Source organism: Stenotrophomonas sp. TWI1409 (assembly GCF_039673015.1).
In the GTDB taxonomy this organism is placed as follows: Bacteria; Pseudomonadota; Gammaproteobacteria; order Xanthomonadales; family Xanthomonadaceae; genus Stenotrophomonas; species Stenotrophomonas maltophilia_A.
On record NZ_JBDJKU010000041.1, the window covers coordinates 14330 to 33733 of the forward strand.

At 67.6% G+C, this 19404-nt stretch carries 14 protein-coding genes and 1 pseudogene; 7 read left to right on the top strand and 8 right to left on the bottom strand.

Annotated features, from left to right (window positions below; translation table 11 throughout):
• Positions 1-69: 69 nt before the first annotated feature.
• A pseudogene (locus tag ABE423_RS13950) lies at positions 70-213 on the top strand (LysR family transcriptional regulator); the annotation flags it as partial.
• A 157-nt stretch (positions 214-370) separates the two neighbouring features.
• On the opposite strand, the gene ABE423_RS13955 reads toward ABE423_RS13950, so the two are convergent.
• Together ABE423_RS13955 and ABE423_RS13960 are read right to left on the bottom strand one after the other, a co-directional pair.
• Positions 371-3532, bottom strand: a complete 3162-nt coding sequence (locus tag ABE423_RS13955; RefSeq protein WP_100437662.1) for an efflux RND transporter permease subunit — start codon at positions 3530-3532, stop codon at positions 371-373.
• A 4-nt stretch (positions 3533-3536) separates the two neighbouring features.
• Positions 3537-4667 carry an efflux RND transporter periplasmic adaptor subunit gene (locus tag ABE423_RS13960; protein ID WP_032129094.1) on the bottom strand — a complete coding sequence of 377 codons (1131 nt, stop codon included), beginning with the start codon at positions 4665-4667 and terminating at the stop codon, positions 3537-3539.
• A 118-nt stretch (positions 4668-4785) separates the two neighbouring features.
• On the opposite strand from ABE423_RS13960, the gene ABE423_RS13965 reads away from it, so the two are divergent.
• The 3 genes from ABE423_RS13965 (at position 4786) to ABE423_RS13975 (ending at position 7625) form a co-directional block, all read left to right on the top strand.
• Positions 4786-5466, top strand: a complete 681-nt coding sequence (locus tag ABE423_RS13965; protein ID WP_125895088.1) for a TetR/AcrR family transcriptional regulator — start codon at positions 4786-4788, stop codon at positions 5464-5466.
• Between the two features lie 136 nt (positions 5467-5602).
• On the top strand, positions 5603-6250 hold the full coding sequence (locus tag ABE423_RS13970; protein ID WP_049398378.1) for a protein-L-isoaspartate O-methyltransferase: 648 nt from the start codon (positions 5603-5605) through the stop codon (positions 6248-6250).
• A gap of 16 nt (positions 6251-6266) precedes the next feature.
• Entirely contained in the window at positions 6267-7625 is a 1359-nt protein-coding gene (locus ABE423_RS13975; RefSeq protein WP_032129097.1) for a TolC family outer membrane protein, read from the top strand.
• Between the two features lie 100 nt (positions 7626-7725).
• Here ABE423_RS13975 and ABE423_RS13980 read toward each other — a convergent pair whose 3' ends face one another.
• Together ABE423_RS13980 and waaA are read right to left on the bottom strand one after the other, a co-directional pair.
• Positions 7726-8943 (bottom strand): amino acid transporter, encoded by a 1218-nt coding sequence (locus ABE423_RS13980; RefSeq protein WP_346486462.1) that lies wholly within the window; start codon positions 8941-8943, stop codon positions 7726-7728.
• A gap of 229 nt (positions 8944-9172) precedes the next feature.
• Complete coding sequence (gene waaA / locus ABE423_RS13985; RefSeq protein ID WP_049398381.1) at positions 9173-10471, bottom strand: lipid IV(A) 3-deoxy-D-manno-octulosonic acid transferase; 1299 nt, start codon at positions 10469-10471, stop codon at positions 9173-9175.
• A gap of 60 nt (positions 10472-10531) precedes the next feature.
• On the opposite strand from waaA, the gene ABE423_RS13990 reads away from it, so the two are divergent.
• Entirely contained in the window at positions 10532-11449 is a 918-nt protein-coding gene (locus tag ABE423_RS13990; RefSeq protein ID WP_346486464.1) for an LpxL/LpxP family Kdo(2)-lipid IV(A) lauroyl/palmitoleoyl acyltransferase, read from the top strand.
• 146 nt (positions 11450-11595) lie between these two features.
• On the opposite strand, the gene ABE423_RS13995 is transcribed toward ABE423_RS13990, so the two are convergent.
• The 4 genes from ABE423_RS13995 to ABE423_RS14010 form a co-directional block, all read right to left on the bottom strand.
• On the bottom strand, positions 11596-12045 hold the full coding sequence (locus tag ABE423_RS13995) for a transposase (protein ID WP_346486466.1): 450 nt from the start codon (positions 12043-12045) through the stop codon (positions 11596-11598).
• Positions 12046-12248: 203 nt separating this feature from the next.
• A complete protein-coding gene (locus tag ABE423_RS14000) occupies positions 12249-13580 on the bottom strand; it encodes an O-antigen ligase family protein (RefSeq protein WP_180838229.1) in 1332 nt (443 codons plus the stop codon).
• On the bottom strand, positions 13561-14676 hold the full coding sequence (locus ABE423_RS14005; RefSeq protein WP_180838230.1) for a glycosyltransferase: 1116 nt from the start codon (positions 14674-14676) through the stop codon (positions 13561-13563). The genes ABE423_RS14000 and ABE423_RS14005 overlap by 20 nt, the downstream gene beginning before the upstream one ends.
• A gap of 15 nt (positions 14677-14691) precedes the next feature.
• On the bottom strand, positions 14692-14889 hold the full coding sequence (locus tag ABE423_RS14010; protein ID WP_005410967.1) for a zinc-finger domain-containing protein: 198 nt from the start codon (positions 14887-14889) through the stop codon (positions 14692-14694).
• 421 nt (positions 14890-15310) lie between these two features.
• Between ABE423_RS14010 and ABE423_RS14015 the strand changes: the two genes are divergently transcribed.
• The gene (locus ABE423_RS14015) at positions 15311-18655 is read left to right on the top strand and encodes a GH92 family glycosyl hydrolase (RefSeq protein ID WP_346486469.1); all 3345 of its coding nucleotides are present in this window, start codon (positions 15311-15313) and stop codon (positions 18653-18655) included.
• Complete coding sequence (locus tag ABE423_RS14020; protein ID WP_346486471.1) at positions 18652-19389, top strand: basic secretory protein-like protein; 738 nt, start codon at positions 18652-18654, stop codon at positions 19387-19389. The genes ABE423_RS14015 and ABE423_RS14020 overlap by 4 nt, the downstream gene beginning before the upstream one ends.
• Positions 19390-19404: the final 15 nt, after the last annotated feature.

Sequence of the window (19404 nt, forward strand, 5' to 3'; positions counted from 1 at the left end):
TGCGTGGATGACTGAGCCTGGTCCTCCGCAGCCACCCATGGGGTGGCTCTACTGCAGAAACTACCAACCTTGGTGGAAGTGATGCCACAGCACGTGGCGCAACCGCTGCCGGTGACCCTGTTGCAGCCGCATCGGCAGCACCGCGCGCAACGCGTGCGGGTGTTCATCGAATGGCTGCTGCCGGTGCTGCGGAACGGCCTGCAGCTGCAGTAGATCCACGCCATGCGTGGATGCACGCATCAGTGCCAACCAAGGTTGGCACCTACCAGGGCCAAGACCCGCTGCGGTAAATCCGCGCCATGCGCGGATGCGTGCATCAGTGCCAACCAAGGTTGGCACCTACCAGGGCAGTGGCCGCCAACCCGGGGCGTTACGCCCCGGATTCGTCCGGCTTGACCCGGAACCACGCGGCGTACAGCGCCGGCAGGAACACCAGGGTCAGCACGGTGCCCACGATCAGGCCGCCCATGATCGAGATCGCCATCGAGCCATAGAACGCACTGCGCGAGAGCGGAATCATCGCCAGCACCGCCGCCAGCGCGGTCAGCACGATCGGGCGGAAGCGGCGCACCGTGGCATCGATGATCGAATGCCAGCGGTCATGCCCGGCATCGATGTCCTGCTGGATCTGGTCGATCAGGATCACCGAGTTGCGCATGATCATGCCGGCCAGCGCGATCGTGCCCAGCAGCGCCACGAAGCCGAACGGGGCGCGGAACAGCAGCAGGAACAGGGTCGCACCGATGATGCCCAGCGGCGCGGTCACCAGCACCATCGCCGCACGCGAGAAGCTGCGCAGCTGCAGCATCAGCAGCGTGGCCACCACCACCAGGAACAGCGGCATGCCGGCCTTGATCGAGTTCTGGCCACGTGCCGAATCCTCCACGGTACCGCCGGTTTCCAGCAGGTAGCCATTCGGCAGTTCGGCACGGATGCCATCCAGCGTCGGCAGGATCTGATGCACCACGTCCAGTGGCTGCATGCCATCACTGATGTCGGCGCGCACGGTCACCGTCGGCAGACGGTTACGGTGCCAGATGATGCCATCCTCGAAGCCGTACTCCATCGTCGCCACCTGCGACAGCGTGATGCTGCCGCCGTTGGCGGTCGGCATCGACAGGCTGGACAGCAGCTCCAGCTGGTTGCGTTCATCGGCCGGCCCGCGCAGCAGCATCTCGATCTGGCGGTTGCCTTCGCGATACACGCTCACCGACTGCCCGGCCAGCGAGCTGGACAGGAACTGGCTGACCTGGGCACTGCTCACACCCAGCGCGCGCGCACGCTCCTGGTCGATCACCAACCGCACCACCTTGCTCGGCTCGCTCCAGTCCAGGTTGACGTTCATCACGTGCGGGTTTTCACGCACCTTGGCCTCGACCTGCCGTGCGATCGCCTGCACCTTCTCGATGTGCTCGCCGGAGATGCGCATCTGCACTGGGTAACCGACCGGCGGACCATTCTCCAGGCGGGTGACGCGCATCTGTACGTCCGGGAACTTCGGGATCACCTCATGCAGCAGCCAGTCGCGGGTGCTTTCGCGCGACTTGATGTCCTTGGCCAGCACCACGAACTGGGCGAAGTTGGTGGCCGGAAGCTGCTGGTCCAGCGGCAGGTAGAAGCGTGGCGAACCGGTGCCCACGTAGGACACGTAGTTGGCGATGCCATCGCGGTTGGACAGCAGCTTCTCCAGCTTCTCTGCCTGGGCCTGGGTCGAGCGCAGCGACGCGCCCTCGGCCAGCTCGATGTCCACCATCAGTTCCGGCCGGGTCGAATCCGGGAAGAACTGCTGCGGCACGAAGCGGAACATCATCAGCGAGAACACGAACAGGGCGATGGTCGCGGCGATCACCCACCAGCGGTGGCGCAGGCAGCCATCGAGGAAGCGACGGAAGCTGCGATAGAACGGGCGCTGGTACGGATCATGGTCGTGCCCGTGCTGCGGCGGCGCGATCAGGTTGGCCAGCGCCGGATAGCGGTCGGCCCACTGCTGGCGCTTGGCCAGCCAGCGCGCGGACAGGCTGCCCGGCTTCGGCGGCTGCGGATTGAACAGGTCCGGCAGCATCTTGTCGCCCAGGTACGGGATGAACAGCACCGCCGCGATCCACGACACCACCAGCGCAATGGTCACCACCTGGAACAGCGAGCGGGTGTACTCACCCGTGCTCGATGCCGCCGTGGCGATCGGCAGGAAGCCGGCCGCCGTGATCAGCGTACCGGTCAGCATCGGGAACGCGGTCGACTCCCAGGCGAAACTGGCCGCACGCAGGCGGTCGTAGCCCTGCTCCATCTTGGTGGCCATCATCTCCACCGCGATGATCGCATCGTCCACCAGCAGGCCCAGCGCCAGCACCAGCGCGCCCAGCGAGATCTTGTGCAGGCCGATGTCGAAGTAGTGCATGACGAAGAAGGTCATCGCCAGCACCAGCGGGATGGTCACACCTACCACCAGGCCGGTGCGCAGGCCCAGCGAGAAGAAGCTGACCAGCAAGACGATCACTACGGCTTCGGTCAGCACCTGCACGAACTCGCCGACCGACTCCTCCACCGACTGCGGCTGATCGGACACCTTGCGCAGCTGCATGCCGGCCGGCAGGGTCTTCTGCAGGCGTTCGAACTCTGCATCGAGGTTGGCGCCGAGCTTGAGGATGTCACCGCCATCCTTCATCGCCACCGCCAGGCCGATGGCCTCTTCGCCCATGAAGCGCATCTTCGGCGACGCCGGGTCGGCGAAGCCGCGCTTGACCTCGGCGATGTCGCCCAGGTGCACGGTGCGGTCGCCAGCACGGATCGGGAACTGGCGGATGGCGTCGATGTCGTTGAACTGGCCGGTCACGCGCAGCTGCACGCGGTCGGTGGCGGTCTCGAAGAAGCTGGTGCCGGTGACCGCGTTCTGGTCGGCCAGTGCCTGCTGCACCTGCTGCATCGACACGCCCAGCGTGGCCAGGCGGGTGTTGGACAGCTCGATCCACACCTTCTCGTCCTGCAGTCCGACCAAGTCGATCTTGCCGACGTCGGGCACGCGCTGCAGCTCCAGCTGGATGCGGTCGGCGTAATCACGCATCACCGCGTAGTCGAAGCCCTTGCCGGTCAACGCATAGATGTTGCCGTAGGTATCGCCGAACTCGTCGTTGAAGAACGGACCGACGATTTCACGCGGCAGTGTCGGGCGGATGTCCCCCACACGCTTGCGCACCTGGTACCAGAGGTCGGGGATCTGCTTGGACCGCAGGCTGTCGCGCGCCATGAAGATGATCTGCGACTCGCCCGGCCGCGAATACGAGCGGATGAACTCGTACTCGCCGGTATTCATCAGCGCCTTCTCGAGCGGCTCGGTCACCTGCCGCGAGACCTGTTCGGCGGTAGCGCCCGGCCACAGCGTGCGCACCACCATCGCCTTGAAGGTGAACGGCGGATCTTCGGACTGGCCCAGATGCTTGTACGACCACGCACCGATCAGCGCGAACGCCAGCATCGCGAACAGCACCAGGGGTCGGTTGGCCAGCGCCCACTCGGAGAGATTGAAGCGGCGCACCGGCTTACTCCTTGGCCTTGGCGGCAGCGGCCGGCGCGGCCGGCTTCAGCACCGGACGGTTCTGCCGGTCCACGGCGATCACCGGCTGACCGGCACGCAGCAGATGGCCACCAGCAGCAACCACCCAGTCACCTGCGCTCACGCCGGACAGCACCGGCACGGTCTCGCTGCCAAACGCACCGGTGGTGACCGCTGCAGCCTTCAGCGTGCTGTTGGCCGGGTCGACCAGCCACACGCTGGCGGTACCGTTGGCACCGCGCTGCAGCGCGCCCAGCGGCAGCTGCAGGGTGCCGTGGCGGCCGGCGCTGCTGTAGACGCGTGCGCTCTGGCCCAGTTCGACATCGGCCAGCGCATCGGCGGCCAGGCTGACCCGGGTCGCGTAGGTACGTGCCTGCGGATCGGCGGCGGCGGCGATCTCGCGGATCGTGCCCGGCAGGCGCTGGCCAGGACGGTTCCACAGTTCCACCTCGACCGGCTGGCCCACCGCATAGTCGCGGATGGTGGCCTCGGGCAGGTCGATCAGCACTTCGCGCCCGCCATCGGCGGCCAGGTTGAAGATGGTCTGGCCGGCCGACACCACCTGCCCGGCCTCGGCCTCGCGGCTGGCGATCACGCCGTCGGCCGGTGCGCGCAGTTGGGCGTAATCGGCCTGGTTGCGCAGCACATCGAGGTTGGCGCGGGCGGCGTTGGCCTGGCCCTGTGCGGCCTTGAAGGCGGCGGACTGCTGGTCCAGCTGCGAGCGGCTGACCAGTTGCTGGTCGGCCAGCACCTGGTAACGCTTGAGGTCATCGCGGGCACGTACCAGATCGGCTTCGGCCGCAGCCAGCTGCGCCTGCGAGGCGCGGGCCTGCAGCGCGAAGTCGGCCACGTCCAGCTCGGCCAGCACATCGCCCTTCTTGACCCGCTGCCCGGCATCGACATGGCGCTTGACCAGGTTGCCACCGACGCGGAACGACAGCGGGCTTTCCTGCCGGGCACGCACCGTGCCCGGGAACGCCGCCGGGGCCTGCCCGGCCTGTTCGCCGGGGTGAACCACCAGCACCGGTACGGCCGCCTGTGGCGCCTGTTCCTGTCCCGAACAGGCTGCCAGCGCAGCCACCCACACCATACCGCCCATCCAGCGCACGATCTTCATCGGTCAACGTCCTGAAAACGCAGGGTTGCAACTAAGGGAGAGCCGCGACTGCCGGCCCAATTTAATAAACCGGCCGGTATAGTATAAATATCGAACCGCTTGGTCTAGTATTGTCGCGATGAGTTCTCCCACTTCCCGCAAGCCGTCGGCCAAGCCCGCTGCCAAGGCCGCCGGACCCGGGCGTCCCAAGGACCTCGGCAAGCGCGCGGCGATCCTTGAAGCAGCCAAGGCACTGTTCATCGAACAGGGCTATACCGGCGTGAGCATGGACACCATCGCCGCTCAGGCCGGCGTCTCGAAGCTGACTGTGTACAGCCACTTCGGCGACAAGGAAACCCTGTTCTCCGAGGCCGTGCAGTCAAAATGCATTGAAATGCTGCCTGACGCGCTGTTCGTGGCGGACGCGGACGGCCCCCTGCGCGACCAGCTGATCGGCATCGGCCTGGCCTTCTTCGAACTGATCACCTCCGACGCAGCGATCTCGATCCAGCGCATGATGATGGCGCCGGAGACCGACGAACGCCTGCGCGAGCTGTTCTGGCAGGCCGGCCCGGAACGTACCTGCGAGGCCCTGGCCGATTTCCTGCGCGCGCGCGGCGAACGCGGCGAGCTGGACATCCCCGACTATTACCTGGCCGGCCAGCAGTTCCTGACCCTGGTCAAGGGCGAAGTGCACATGCATATGATGTGCGGCATGCCACTGTCACCAGTGGAATGCGACCCTCTCACCCACGTGACCGCCAGCATCGACTTCTTCCTGCGCGCCTATGCGCCACGAGGGGCCAGGACGGCCGGATAACCAAAACTGAACGAACCGGAGGTCGCGATGACTTCCGGCACTGCGACCCCGGCCACCCGGCAGCTGATGCTCTGGGCGCGCCGCCGGCCTCCGGCACCGGTAAAATGGCCGGCCCACTGCGCTGGATTTGAACCTCATGACGATTGATTACGCCCACGCCCGCGAACTGATGGTGGAACAGCAGATCCGTCCCTGGGACGTGCTGGACATCAAGGTGCTCGACGTCCTGGCCCGCCTGCCGCGCGAGGCCTTCGTCGCCGACGCGCACCGGGCGCTGGCCTACGCCGATGTTGAACTCCCGATCGGCCATGGCCAGAAGATGATGAAGCCGGTCATCGAGGGCCGTACCCTGCAGGCACTGGATCTGCAGCCGGGTGACGAAGTGCTGGAAATCGGCACCGGCAGCGGCTTCCTGGCAGCCTGCATCGGCGCGCTGGCGCGCGACGTGCTGAGCCTGGAGATCGACCCGGAACTGGCCGCCGCCGCGCGTGCCCGCCTGGACGCTTCCGGCCTGGGCACCAACGTCCGCGTGGAAGTGGCTGACGCCCTGTCCTGGCAGACCGAACGCCGCTTTGACGTGATCTGTGTCACTGGTGCGGTCGACGTGGTGCCGTCACAGTTCGCCTCGTGGCTGCGTCCGGGTGGTCGCCTGTTCGTGATCCATGGCCGTTCGCCGGCGATGGAGGCCCTGCTGGTCAAGGCCGACGGCAGCACCGAGTCCCTGTTCGAGACCGATATTGATTACCTGCGTGGTGCCGCCCCGGCCCCCCAGTTCCACCTCTGAGTCCAAGGAAGCCGCAATGATCCGCCGATCCCTCGCTGTTGCGCTGGCCACTGCCCTGCTGCCGTTGTCCGCCCATGCCGCCGACCTGCTGCAGGTCTACGAAATGGCGCGCAATGGCGATCCGCAGCTGTCCGCCGCCGAATCCACCCGGCTGTACGACAAGGAAGGCGCCGTGCAGGCCCGCGCTGCCCTGCTGCCGCAGATCAACGGCCAGGCCACGCTGAACCGCTCGCGCAGCGAGGCGGACCATGACGCCAACTCCGGCACCGTGACCAGCAAGCGCCGCAACTACACGATCGAAGGGAGCCAGACGCTGTTCAACTGGACCCAGATCAACAACCTGCGTTCGCAGCGCGAGCTGAGCAAGGCGGCGGACTTCACCCTCGATTCGGCCAACGACAGCCTGATCGTGCGCACCTCGGCGGCCTACTTCAACGTGCTGGTGGCGATCGAATCGCTGAACGCCGCACAGACCAATGAAGCGGCCGCGAAGAAGCAGTTCGACTTCGCCGACAAGCGCCTGGAAGTGGGCCTGGCGCCGATCACCGACGTGCACGAAGCACGCGCCCAGTACGACCAGGCACGTGCCAACACCATCGTTGCGCAGAACACCCTGGCCGATAACTACCAGGCCCTGACCGAACTGACCGGCCAGCCGGTGGTCAACCTGCGCGGCCTGCCGGCGGACTTCCGCCCGGAAGTGCCGGCCAACCGTGGCAACATCGATGAGCTGGTGCACCAGGCCACCAACCAGAATCCGGCGCTGAAGGCCCAGGAACTGAAGGTCAGCGCCGCCGAGGCTGGCGTGCAGGCCGCTCGTGGCGGCCATTACCCGACCCTGTCGCTGGGCGGCAGCTGGGGCAAGACCGCCACCTGGGGCGACAGCACCGGTGCCGGCTCGTTGTCGCCGGATGCACGCACCAACAGCATCGGGCTGACCCTGAGCGTGCCGATCTTCGCCGGTGGTGCCACCCAGTCCGGCGTGCGCCAGGCACTGGCCCAGCGCGACATCGCCCAGGACGGCTACGAGCAGCAGAAGCGTGCCCTGGACCGCAACACCCGCAATGCCTACCAGACCCTGGTGCAGGGCATCAGCGAAGTGGAAGCCCGCCGCCTGGCGGTGGTCTCGGCGCAGAGCGCGTACGACGCGTCGCAGGTCGGCCTGGAAGTCGGTACCCGTACCGTGCTGGACGTGATCCAGAACCAGCGCATCCTGTTCTCGGCGCAGCTGGATTATGCACAGGCCCGCTACACCTTCCTGCAGAACCGCTTGCTGCTGAGCCAGTCGCTGGGTGCGCTGGACGTGGCCGAGCTGCAGGACGTGAACCGCCTGCTGACCCAGGACGCGGGCAACCCGTCGACGACCACGCACTGAGTCGTCGCCCTGCCGGCAACGAAGAAGCCACCCGGGAGGGTGGCTTTTTTGTGGGCAGCGCGTACGGCCCCACCCAGGCATGGCGCAGATCCGCCGGCCGTCAGCCCGGCCACGCGCCTGCCCGCTCCACTGCGGCCAGCACGCACAGCGCCGCGGCCAGGGGCGCAAGCACCATCGCAGCCCCCGGCATAGGCGCGCGCACACGCAGTGCTGCCAGGCACAAAGCCGCCATCACCAGCAGGGTGGCCGGGCCCGGCAGCACCGGCAATGCATCGACGGGTGTTCCCAACGCCAGCAGCGCCGCCAGCACCACGGTGACCGGTATCAGCCGCGTCCGGAACCCGGGCGCTTCATCCGCGGCCACAGGCCAGAGCTGCGCTGCCAGATGTGTGGCCAACGACAACAGCACCAGCAGCAGTGCTGCCAACCCGGCCATGCCCGCCAGCGGCAGCAACGGCAGCAGCCACTGCAACTGCGGATGGCCCTGCAATGCCACCGACAACGGCCGCGTACTGGCCAATGCCGGGAACTCGACCAGGCCGGCCTGCAACGCCGCCAGCACGATCAGCAGCAGCATTGCCAGCAGCAGCGCGGCCGCCAGCAGCCCTGGTGACTGCGCACGCACCTGCGGGCCACGCCCAGGAAACCCCAATGCCAGACCCACACTGGCAAACACCGCCAGCAAGGGCACGCTTGCCGCCAGCACACCGCCAGGTCCGAACCGATAGGGCGCGGTGGCGTCCGGCAGCCACGGAATCCAGTTCGCGTAGTGCACATGGCGGACCGCCAGCGCCAGCAGCAACAGCCCTACACCGATCTTCGCCGTCAACAGCACGCAGACCATCAGCGCGATGCGACGCGGAGGCAGCAACACGAACGCACCCAGCACCAGCAGGCTGGTGACGGCCATCACCGGATCCGGCAATGCGCTACCGGTTTCAATACCGCGACTGGCAAACACCGCACGCGCGTGGCCCGCCATGGACTGCGCCACGCCGGCGCTGGTCACCACCAGCTCCAGCAGCAGCACAGCACCCAGCAGGCGCGCGACTGCCGTGCCCCAAGCGGCCCGCAGCGGGCCGTGCAGGCCATCGGCTTCCGGCTGCTGCTGGTTCAGCACGTGCAGGCAATACAGCATCGGCGCTGTGCCCAGTGCGGCCAGCAGCAGACTCAGTACGATGGCCGGGCCGGCCTGGGCGGCGGTGTACTGGCCGACCAGGGCGATCACGCTGCCCCCCAGCAACAAGGTCAACGCCACCAACGCGAAGTGATCCATTCCCAGCAGCGCGTGCCGGCCACGGCGGTTGTCGCTGTCCATCGCAAGCCCTCTTGATTCCGCCCATGCGCGGTCGACAGCAGGCTGGCAGCCTGCGCCAAAGGGCGGTATCAGAATCCGTACCGTGCGCATCGCGATGTGACCACAAACACGTTCGCAGCCACGCATCCGGTCCTGCTGCGACAGGAATCCGGTTGCTAAGCAGAATTGATGCAGTCGATCACGTCAGTCGGTCCACGTAGTGTCCGCCCTGGCGGTGTTGCTGCCCGGCTCAGCTGCGCGGCGGCGGCAGATGTGGCGCGACCAGCGCCAACGTGCGCTGCAGGGCACCGCGGCCATTGCTGACCAGCGTGCATCCAGCACGGGCCATGTCCTCGCGCGCCGCAGCGTCGCCCAGCAGGTGCTGCAGCAGGTCACCTACCGCCTGCACGTCCTCGCCGATCAGCAAGGCACCGGCCTCACGCATGCGCCGTGAGATCTCTGCGAAGTTGTGCAGGTGCGGGCCGGTCACAGCGGCAGTGCCCATCGCCGCCGGTTCCAGCAGATTGTGGCCACCGATCGGCTGCAGGCTGCCGCCGACGAAGGCGACCTGCGCGCAGGCATAGAACGGCATCAGCTCGCCCAGGGTGTCGATGACGAATACATCCGTGCCGGCCTCCGGCCATTGCTTCGCGCGACGGGTCGTCACGTTCCAGCCCTGCTCGCGCGCCAGCGCCTCCACCTTCGGGAAGCGCTCGGGGTGCCGCGGCGCCCACAGCAACAACAGGTCGGGGTGCTGCTGGCGCAGGCGCCGATGCAGGTCGATCACCGCCTGCTCCTCACCATCGTGGGTACTGGCCGCGATCCACACCGGGCGCCCGGCGGGCACGCAGGCGTGGAACTGCTCGACGAAGCCCTGCACATCCGGCGTGGCGATATCGAACTTGAGGTTGCCCAGCGCCTGCACCTGTTCACGCGCAGCACCCAGCTGCACGAAGCGCTCGGCGTCGTCCTGCGACTGCGCGGCCACGCAGGTGACCGTGCGCAGCGCACGGCGGATCAGCGCCGCCAGCACCCGGTAACCGCGCAGCGAACGCGCGGACAGGCGGGCGTTGAGGATGTAGACCGGGATGCGACGGTCGCGGCAGCCGAACAGCATGTTCGGCCACAGCTCGGTTTCCAGGATCAGTGCCAGGCTGGGCTGGAAATGGCCGAGGAAGCGGTTGACACTGCCCGGTACGTCGTACGGCAGATAGACGTGATCCAGCGCGTCTCCCCACAGCGCGCGCACGCGCTCCGAACCGGTCGGGGTGATGGTGGTGATGACCCAGCGGATGTCCGGACGCTGCTGGCGCAGGGCATTCACCAGCGGCGCGGCGGCATTGACCTCGCCCACCGAGACCGCGTGCAGCCAGACCCGCGGCTGGCCGGTCGGCTGCGGATACGAGGCATAACGCTCGTCCCAGCGCCGGAAGTATTCACGGACCCGGAAACCGCGCCAGACCAGGTGGTACACGGTGATCGGCAGCAGGATGTAGAGCACGGCCGAGTACAGGCCGCGCAGGATCCATTCGACAGGGTCTTTACGCATGCGGCAAGGATACGGGAGCCCCCCGGGAAAGACACGCAGCCGGGTTGGTAGAATGGCGCCATGTCAGATGCCACCACCGCCGTCCGCCCGTCGCTGCGCGATCCCCGCAACTGGCCGATGTTCGCCGCCATGCTCGGCGCCTTCGCCATCGCCCGCCTGCCGTGGATGCTGCAGCGTGCGCTCGGCCGGGGCGTCGGCTGGATCAGCTGGCGCCTGCTCGGCAGCCGCCGCCGCGCCGCCGAGGTCAACCTGCAGCTGTGCTTCCCGGAGAAGGACGAAGCCTGGCGCCAGCGCCTGGTGCGCGACAGCTTCGACGCGCTGGGCGTGGGCGTGCTCGAGTGCATCCGCGCCTGGTGGGGCAGCATCGACCGCATCCGCCCGCAGGTGAAGATCGAAGGCCTCGAGCATCTGCGGCAGATGCAGGCCGAAGGCCGCGGCGTGCTGCTGGTCTCCGGCCACTTCATGACCCTGGAGATGTGCGGCCGCCTGCTGTGCGACTACGTCGATCTTTCAGGCATGTACCGCAAGCACAAGAACCCGGTGTACGAATGGGCGGTGAAGCTTGGCCGCCTGCGTTATGCCAAGGCGATGTTCGCCAACGAGGACATCCGCGCGACCGTGCGCCACCTGAAGAAGGGCGGCTTCCTCTGGTATGCGCCGGATCAGGACATGCGTGGCAAGGACACCGTGTTCGTGCCGTTCTTCGGCCATACCGCATCCACCATTACCGCCACCCACCAGCTGGCGCGGATGACCGGCTGCGCGGTGATTCCGTACTTCCACCGCCGCGAGGGCGGGAAGTACTTCCTGAAGATCGGCGCACCGCTGGAGAATTTCCCCAGCGAGGATGTGGAAGCCGATACCACGCGGGTCAACCAGGCCATCGAAGAAATGGTGCGCGAAGCCCCGGACCAGTACCTGTGGATCCATCGGCGGTTCAAGCGCCAGCCCGGCGGCCGGAGCGATTTCTACAAGTAGCGGTGGGAGGGATGGCTTCATCCACGCATGGCGTGGATCTACTGCCTTGTGCGGCTTCATCCGCGTATGGCGTGGATTCAATGACGTGGGGCATTCTGAAGTAGATCCACGCCATGCGTGGATGCTCTTCGATTCCGTGCCGGGATTCACAACGGCCAGCGGCACCAGGCGTACGGGTACTCCCCCATCACGCACGCCAAGCCCGCACGGACCGGATTGGCCAGGATGTACATCGCCTTCTCGTGAAGGGATTCATCGCTGCGTACGGCGTGATCGTGGTAACCGTGCTGCCACAGCGACCCTCGCCGCTCCAATCGCCGATTCAGCAGCCGGCTGCTGCGTGATTTGAGCAGGGCCATGCACTCGGCCAGGGTTCCCCCGCGCAATTCCATCAACCAGTGCAGGTGGTCGGGCATCACCACCCAGGTGAAGCTGTGGCTCACGCCCTTGCGCTCTACTAAGCGCAGTGCTTCAACCAGAATCGCTACGTTGGAAGCATCGGCAAAGAAGGGTTCACGATCGAGGGTTACCGTAGTCAGTGAATAGACGTTACCGGTGCAGGAGTAACGACCGTAGCGGAGTCTTGGGCTGGCCATGGCCTAAGCGTGCGATACAAACGGAGGCACGGCTAGTGGAGGTTGGCGCGTGTTTGCGTCGGTAAAGCCCCATCCACGCATGGCGTGGATCTACTACGGCGACGTTCGTTCGGTGACCGCCCCATGCACGCCATGGCGTGGATCCACCATGGGGACGTTTGTTCGGTACGTGGAGTAGAGCCACGCCATGCGTGGATGGACGATCACACCACCGTCGGCGTGTCGTCCGTTTCGCGGGCCAACAGGCTGCCGGCGAACAACGCGGCCAGCAGCACGGTCAGCCCCCCCCAGAATGCGGAATAGAACGCAAGGTGGGTGTTGAGCGGGAACACGGTGGCGGCCAGCGCCAGCATCGCAGGGCGCGCGCGGTCACGGGCCGCGGGCGGTGCGAAACGCCAGGCGCGCCACGCCTGGGCGACGGCGGCCAGCCACAACAGCAGGCCCAGCACGCCGGTTTCGGCAAGGATTTCCAGCACGATCTGGTGTGCGTGCAGCGCCGGTTCGGCGCCCCACACCGCGGGCCCATCGTCACCGACGCACTGCGGGTACGCATCGCGGAAGCCGCGTGCGCCCACGCCGTTGATCGGGTGCCCGGCAATCATGCAACCGGCCGCACTCCAGATGCGCCCACGTCCGGACAGCGCCTGGTCGACGCCCTCGGTGCCGCCGTCCCAGGCCATCGCGGTGCGCGCCACACGCTCGCGCAGCTGCGGCACGCTGGCGGTCAGTGCCGCCGCGGCCAGCAGGCCGACCACCGCCAGCAGGCCCAGGCGCTTCCAACCGAGCTGGCGCACGCCGCTGTAGGCCACGATCACCGCGAAGGTGATCCAGGACGCGCGCGAACCGGCCAGCAGCAGCACGATGGCCAGCGCCGCACCGGCGAGCAGCCAGCCCGGCGTGCCGAAGCGGCGTGCGGCGGGGAGCAGCAGGAACGGCGAGAGGCTGGCCAGCACCTGGCCGAATTTCAGGTTGCACGGCCCGAGCGCGCCACTGAGGCGGTCGGCCAGCGCGGCTTCCTCGGCCGGGCACAGCGCATGGCCGCTGACGGCGAGCTTCAGTTGCTGCAGCGACCAGAACCACGGGCTGGTGCCCGCCACCGACTGCACCAGCGCATCCAACGTCCACAGCGCGGTGATCAGCGCCAGGCCACCGAAGATCAGGCGGCGCCGCTGCGGCGTGGCCACGGCGATCGCCACCAGCCACATGAAGGGCAGGTAGCGCAGGCCGGCGGCCGCCTTGGTCCACGACGCCGCCGGATCGATCGCATCGAAGGCGGAGAACGCCTGCGGCAGCCAGTAACCGAGGAACAGGATCGAGGTCAGCGCCCACGCGGCGGGTGTCAGCAGGTGCGGGCGGCGCTGCAGGCGGCGCATGATCATGCGCACCGCGGCATAGAGCGCACCAAGACCCAGCACGGTTTCAGCGATGCCCGGCAACGGCCACAGCGCCACGTACGCCAGCACCCACCAGGGCGCCCAGCGCCCGGCGCGGTCCTCGCGCACGAGGGTTGCGGGGTCAGCCGGCGAGGTCGGCATAGAGGCGGAGGGTGTCGCGCTGCATGGCCTGCAGGGTAAACGGGATGCGGGTCGGCAAGGACGGCGGCTGCGCCAGCAGGGCCAGCGCACGTTCACCCAGCGCCCGTGCATCGCCCAGCGGCACGGCGCCGGCCGGCTGCAGCTGCTGCAGCAGTTCGCCGACGCCGCCATGGTCCCAGCCCAGTACCGGGCGACCGACCGACAACGCTTCGACCACGGTGCGGCCGAACGCTTCGGGCTTGTCCGACAGCTGCAGCACCAGATCGCTGGCCGCATAGGCCTGGGCGATGCGCGCGGTCGGCGTGCTGATCTGCACGGCGTCGGTCACGCCCAAAGCAGCCGCCTGCCGGCGCAGGTCGGCCACGTAGGCTTCACGGCCGGGTTCATCGGTGCCCAGCATCCACAGCTGTGCCGGCACACCGGCCGCGCGCACATCCGCCAGCAACTGCAGCGCATGAGCATGCCCCTTCAGCCGGGTGCCCCGCCCCGGCAGCAGCAGCAGCGGGCCCTCAACCTGCGCCAGCCACGGGTAATCGGCTGCGAGCGCCAGTCGTGGCCGACGGTCGGCGCGGGCCACGCGGGGAAACTGTGCGACATCGACGCCGCGCGGAATCACCTGCAGCCTCGCTCCGGGAACCGTGGGGTAGTGCCGCTGCACATAGTCGCGCACGGTATTGGACACGCAGATCACGCGTTCACCGCTGGTCATCACCGCGCTGTAGCGGCTGGGCGAGTTCAACCCGTGCACGGTGGTCACCCAATGCGGGCGCTGTGCGGCAGGCATCGCGCGGATCGCGTACAGGCCCAGCCAGGCCGGCAGCCGCGAACGGGCATGCACGATGTCGGCGCCAACTTCAGCGAACAGGCGGCGCAGGGTCGGCAGGTGGCGCAGGGTCAGCAGCGATTTGCGGCCGATATCAAGGGTGAGGTGCTCGGCACCGCTATCGAGCAGCGGCTGCACCAGGCGGCCACCGGCGGAGACCACCAGCGCACGATGGCCGGCAGCGACCAGGGCCGCAGCAATTTCCAGGGTCGAGCGCTCGACACCGCCGGAGTGCAGCGCCGGCAGCAACTGCACCACGGTCAATCGGCGCATCGAAGGGGCGGCCGCTTAGTCGGCCAGCACGAACACGGAACCGCAGTACGGGCACTGCGCTTCGCCGTTGGGCTCGTCTTCGATCGGCAGGTACACGCGCGGATGCGAGTTCCACAGCGCCATTTCCGGGGTCGGGCAGCTCAGCGGCAGATCGCTGCGGTGCACGGTGTAGCGCTTCTCGGCGTTGGCGGGCGCAGTGGCGGTATGGCTCATGGCGGATGTCGATGAACGGGTTGCGAGGCCTGTGATTCTAGCATCTGGGCCGCCCCGACATTGCGCCGCAACGGGTCTTTGCGCGTACCGGGCCGATTCCCTGCGGCCTTGCATGCCACCTCGGGACGGGGTGCCGGCGGAAATTCCCGATCGATCCTGCAGGTTCACGCCGAAAATCCGCCGAAAACGATATTTCCCGCATTTGGATCGAACTAAATGGCACTTGTCAGGTTGCCACGGCTGTTGCAGGATCGGGCCAGGTCGTAAACCGGCCCACTCCAATCCGACCCGATCGCATGGCCCGCCCCCACCGGACCGGCATCGCTTCTTCCACTGCCATCCCGGCGGGCGGAGCGATGCTGTCCGTGGTGTCCGCCGATGCGGGTTCTGCCCGCCGCCTGCCCTTCCGGGAGACCCCTGCATGACCCTGTCCGATCCACGCCGCGCCCTGCTTCCGCTCGCCCTGGCCCTGGCCTGTGCGACTACCGCGATGCCGGTGCTGGCACAGGGACTGCAGACCTCGTTCGAACCGGGCCAGCCGACGCCGGCACCGGCCGCAGGCGCACTGCAGGTCACGATCGGCAACGGCCCTGCTGCGCCTTACGCCGCCAAGCGCAATGCGGGCTACAGCGGCCTGCATGCACTGCGCTACAGCAGCGAAGGCGGCAGCGCGCGACGCGAGCTGTTCAAGGCGGACATGACCATCGAGGCCGATACCACCCTGTCGTGGCTGGTGCTGCCGGAGATCGTCGGCAAGGACACCGTGGCCTCGACCTATGTGTCACTGGACCTGCTGCTGGACGATGACAGCCGCGTTTCGGCCAGCGCTGCACGCGACCAGCATGGCGTGGCCATCGGTGCGCGCGCGCAGGGCGATTCGAAGACGCTGTATCCGCAGCAGTGGGCGCGCAAGGCGGTGCGGCTGGGCGACGTGCCCGCGCTGAAGGGCCGCCGCGTGGTGGCGATCGAACTGGACGTGGCCAGTGCCGACGGTGCACCTGTCTCGGGCTGGATCGATGACGTGCGCCTGGACACAGTGCCACGTCAGCAGCCAGCGCGCGTCTCCGACTGGGTGCTGACCACCCGTGGCACCCAGGCCAGCGGCACCTTCTCGCGCGGCAACAATTTCCCGGCCACCGCGGTACCGCACGGATTCAACTTCTGGACCCCGGTGACCGATGCTGGCGCACTGAACTGGCTGTACCGCTGGAACGAACAGAACGACGCACAGAACCGTCCGCAGCTGCAGGCGCTTGCGCTGAGCCATCAGCCCAGCCCGTGGATGGGCGACCGCCAGACCTTCCAGGTGATGCCCTCGGCCAGCCGTGGCGTGCCGGAGGCCGACCGTCGCAAGCGCGCGCTGTCATTCGAGCGCAGCCATGAAAGCGCGCGCCCGTATCGCTACGACGTGCGCTTCGACAACGGCATCGCGGCCGCCATCGCGCCGACCGATCATTCCGCGCTGTTCCGCTTCGAGTTCCCCGAGGGCGGCGACGCCAACCTGCTGTTCGACAATGTCGATGCACGCGGTGGCCTGACCCTGGACGCTGCCACGCAGACACTGTCCGGCTACACCGATACGCGCAGCGGCCTGTCCAACGGCGCCAGTCGCATGTACGTGGTGGCCAGCTTCGACAGGCCGTGGCGCAGCAGTGGGCGCCTCAACACCGGCCGACCGACCGGTTACATCAAACTCGATGCCGGCAGCGACCGGCGGGTGACCATGCGCATCGCCACCTCGCTGATCTCGGTGGAGCAGGCACGGCACAACCTGGCCCTGGAAATCTCCGCAGCCGATACGCTGGAAAGCGTGGCCGGCCGTGCGCAGGATGCATGGGATGCGCGCCTGGCCCGTTTCGACATCGGCGATGCCAGCGACGACCAGAAGACCACGCTGTATTCCAGCCTGTACCGGCTGTTCCTGTACCCCAATTCCGGCCATGAGAACGTGGGCAGCGCCGCCGAACCGGAGTGGCGCTACGCCAACCAGGCCAGTGCCAGCGATGACAACACCGAGGGCAGCGCGACCCGCAGCTATGCCGCCGTGCGCGACGGCAAGGTATTCGTCAACAACGGCTTCTGGGACACCTTCCGCACCACCTGGCCGGCCTATGCGCTGTTCACGCCCGACGATGCCGGGCAGCTGGTGCAGGGCTTCATCGAGCAGTACCGCGCCGGCGGCTGGATCGCACGCTGGTCGTCGCCGGGCTACGCCGATCTGATGGTCGGCACCAGCTCCGATGTGGCCTTCGCCGATGCATGGCTGAAGGGCGTCGGCGGTTTCGATCCGGCCGAGGCCTATGCCGCCGCGCTGAAGAACGCGACCGTGGTGCCGCCGGACCGCCATGTCGGCCGCAAGGGCATGAACCGTTCGACCTTCCGCGGCTATGCCAGTGCCGACGTGCACGAAGGCATGTCGTGGACGATGGAAGGCGCACTCAATGACTTTGGCATCGCCAACATGGCCGATGCCCTGGCCAAGCGCGCGACCGCGCCCGCCGCACGCGAGCGCTACAGCACCGAGGCCGACTACTTCCGCCATCGCGCCGCCAGTTACGCGACGATGTTCGATCCGGCGGCAGGCTTCTTCCAGGGCCGCAAGACCGATGGTCGCTGGCGCGTGGACGCAAAGGCCTACGATCCGCGCGTGTGGGGCCACGACTACACCGAATCCAATGGCTGGACCTTCGCCTTCACCGCCGCCCACGATGGCGAAGGCCTGGCCGCGTTGTATGGCGGCCGCGAAAAGCTGGCGGCGAAGCTGGATACCTTCTTCGCCACACCTGAAACCGCGGACCCGGCACTGGCCGGCTCGTACGGCGGCACCATCCACGAGATGACCGAAGCGCGCGACGTGCGCATGGGCATGTATGCGCACAGCAACCAGCCGGCGCACCACATCCCGTGGATGTACCTGTACGCCGGGCAGCCGTGGAAGACCCAGCAGCACGTGCGCGAGATCCTGTCGCGGTTGTACGTCGGCAGCGAGATCGGCCAGGGCTACCCGGGCGATGAGGACAACGGTGAAACCTCGGCATGGTACGTACTGGCCTCGCTGGGCCTGTACCCGCTGCGCATGGGCGCCCCGGAGTACGTGATCGGCTCGCCGGCATTCGAGCATGCACGGGTGGAGCTGCAGGGTGGCGCGGTGCTGACCGTGAACGCGGCCAACAACTCGCGTGAGAACGTCTACGTGCAGTCGCTGAAGATCAACGGTACGCCGTGGACGAAGACCTGGGTGCCGCACGACCTGATCGCCAAGGGCGCGACCCTGGACTTCGTGATGGGCCCGCAGCCGTCGCGCTGGGGCAGTGGCGTGGACGATGTGCCGCGCTCGTTGACCGCGCGTGGCCAGCGCCCGCAGCTGCTGCACGACCTGCTCGGCAGCGGTACGAAAGCAACGCTGGCCGATGGCCGCGCCCTGCCCGCACTGGTCGATGACGATGCCACCACCACGGTGGGCCTGGGCGGTGGCGCAACCATCGCGCTGAGCGGCCTGACCGACGGCACCCCGACGATGTACACGTTGACCAGTGGCGACGGCAGCATCCGTGGCGGCGAATGGGCACTGGAGGCACGCAACGGCAATGGCGGCTGGACCGTGCTCGACCAGCGTAGTGGTGAGGACTTCGCGTCCGCCCGCCAGACCCGTCCGTTCCGCATCGCCAAACCTGGCCGCTACAGCGAGTATCGGCTGCGCCTGCTGGCACCGGGTCGGCTGCCGTTGGCGGAGATCGAACTGTTGGCAGCCAGCACCGTACAATGAGTCCAATGCGCTACCGTCTGCTGCCTCTGGCCCTTGTTGCCCTGTCCTTCTCCAGCTTCGGCCAGACCCAGGCGTTCGATACGCAGCTGACCCGCGATGGCGTGACGCTGAACTACCAGGACGCCCGTGGCGCCCTGGCCGCGCCGCAGCGCAAGCGGGTGATCGATACGTTCTTCTTCGCCTATCTGCGCGAACGCGCGGACTTCCATCCGGCGGCGCCGTCGATGGTGCGCATCGTGATCGATCCGGCCTACACCGGCATCGCCTTCGTTGGCGACAAGGAACAGGCGGCGACGATCACCATCAATCCGGGTTGGCTGGCGCAACACCCGAACGACATCGACCTGGTTACCCATGAGGCGATGCACATCGTGCAGGGGTATCCCGGCTACGGCGATGCACGGGTACCGGGCTGGCTGGTGGAAGGCATCGCCGACTACGCCCGCGACCGCTATGGCATGGATAACGCCGCCGCCGGCTGGGCATTGCCGGTCAAGGTCGAGAAGGGGCAGAACGTCGACAGCGGCTACCGGGTCACCGGCGCCTTCCTGAACTGGGCCGAGACCGAGCATCCGGGCCTGGTACTGGCGCTGGACAAGGCCCTGCGCGATGGTCGCTACACGCCTGCGCTGTGGCAGAAGCAGACCGGCAAGGCGTTGCCGGCACTTTGGGCGCAGTACGCCAAGCCGCGTTCGGATGCGCCGCCGGCGCCAGCACGCCGCGGCAAGCGCTGACGGGTAGCGCCGGGC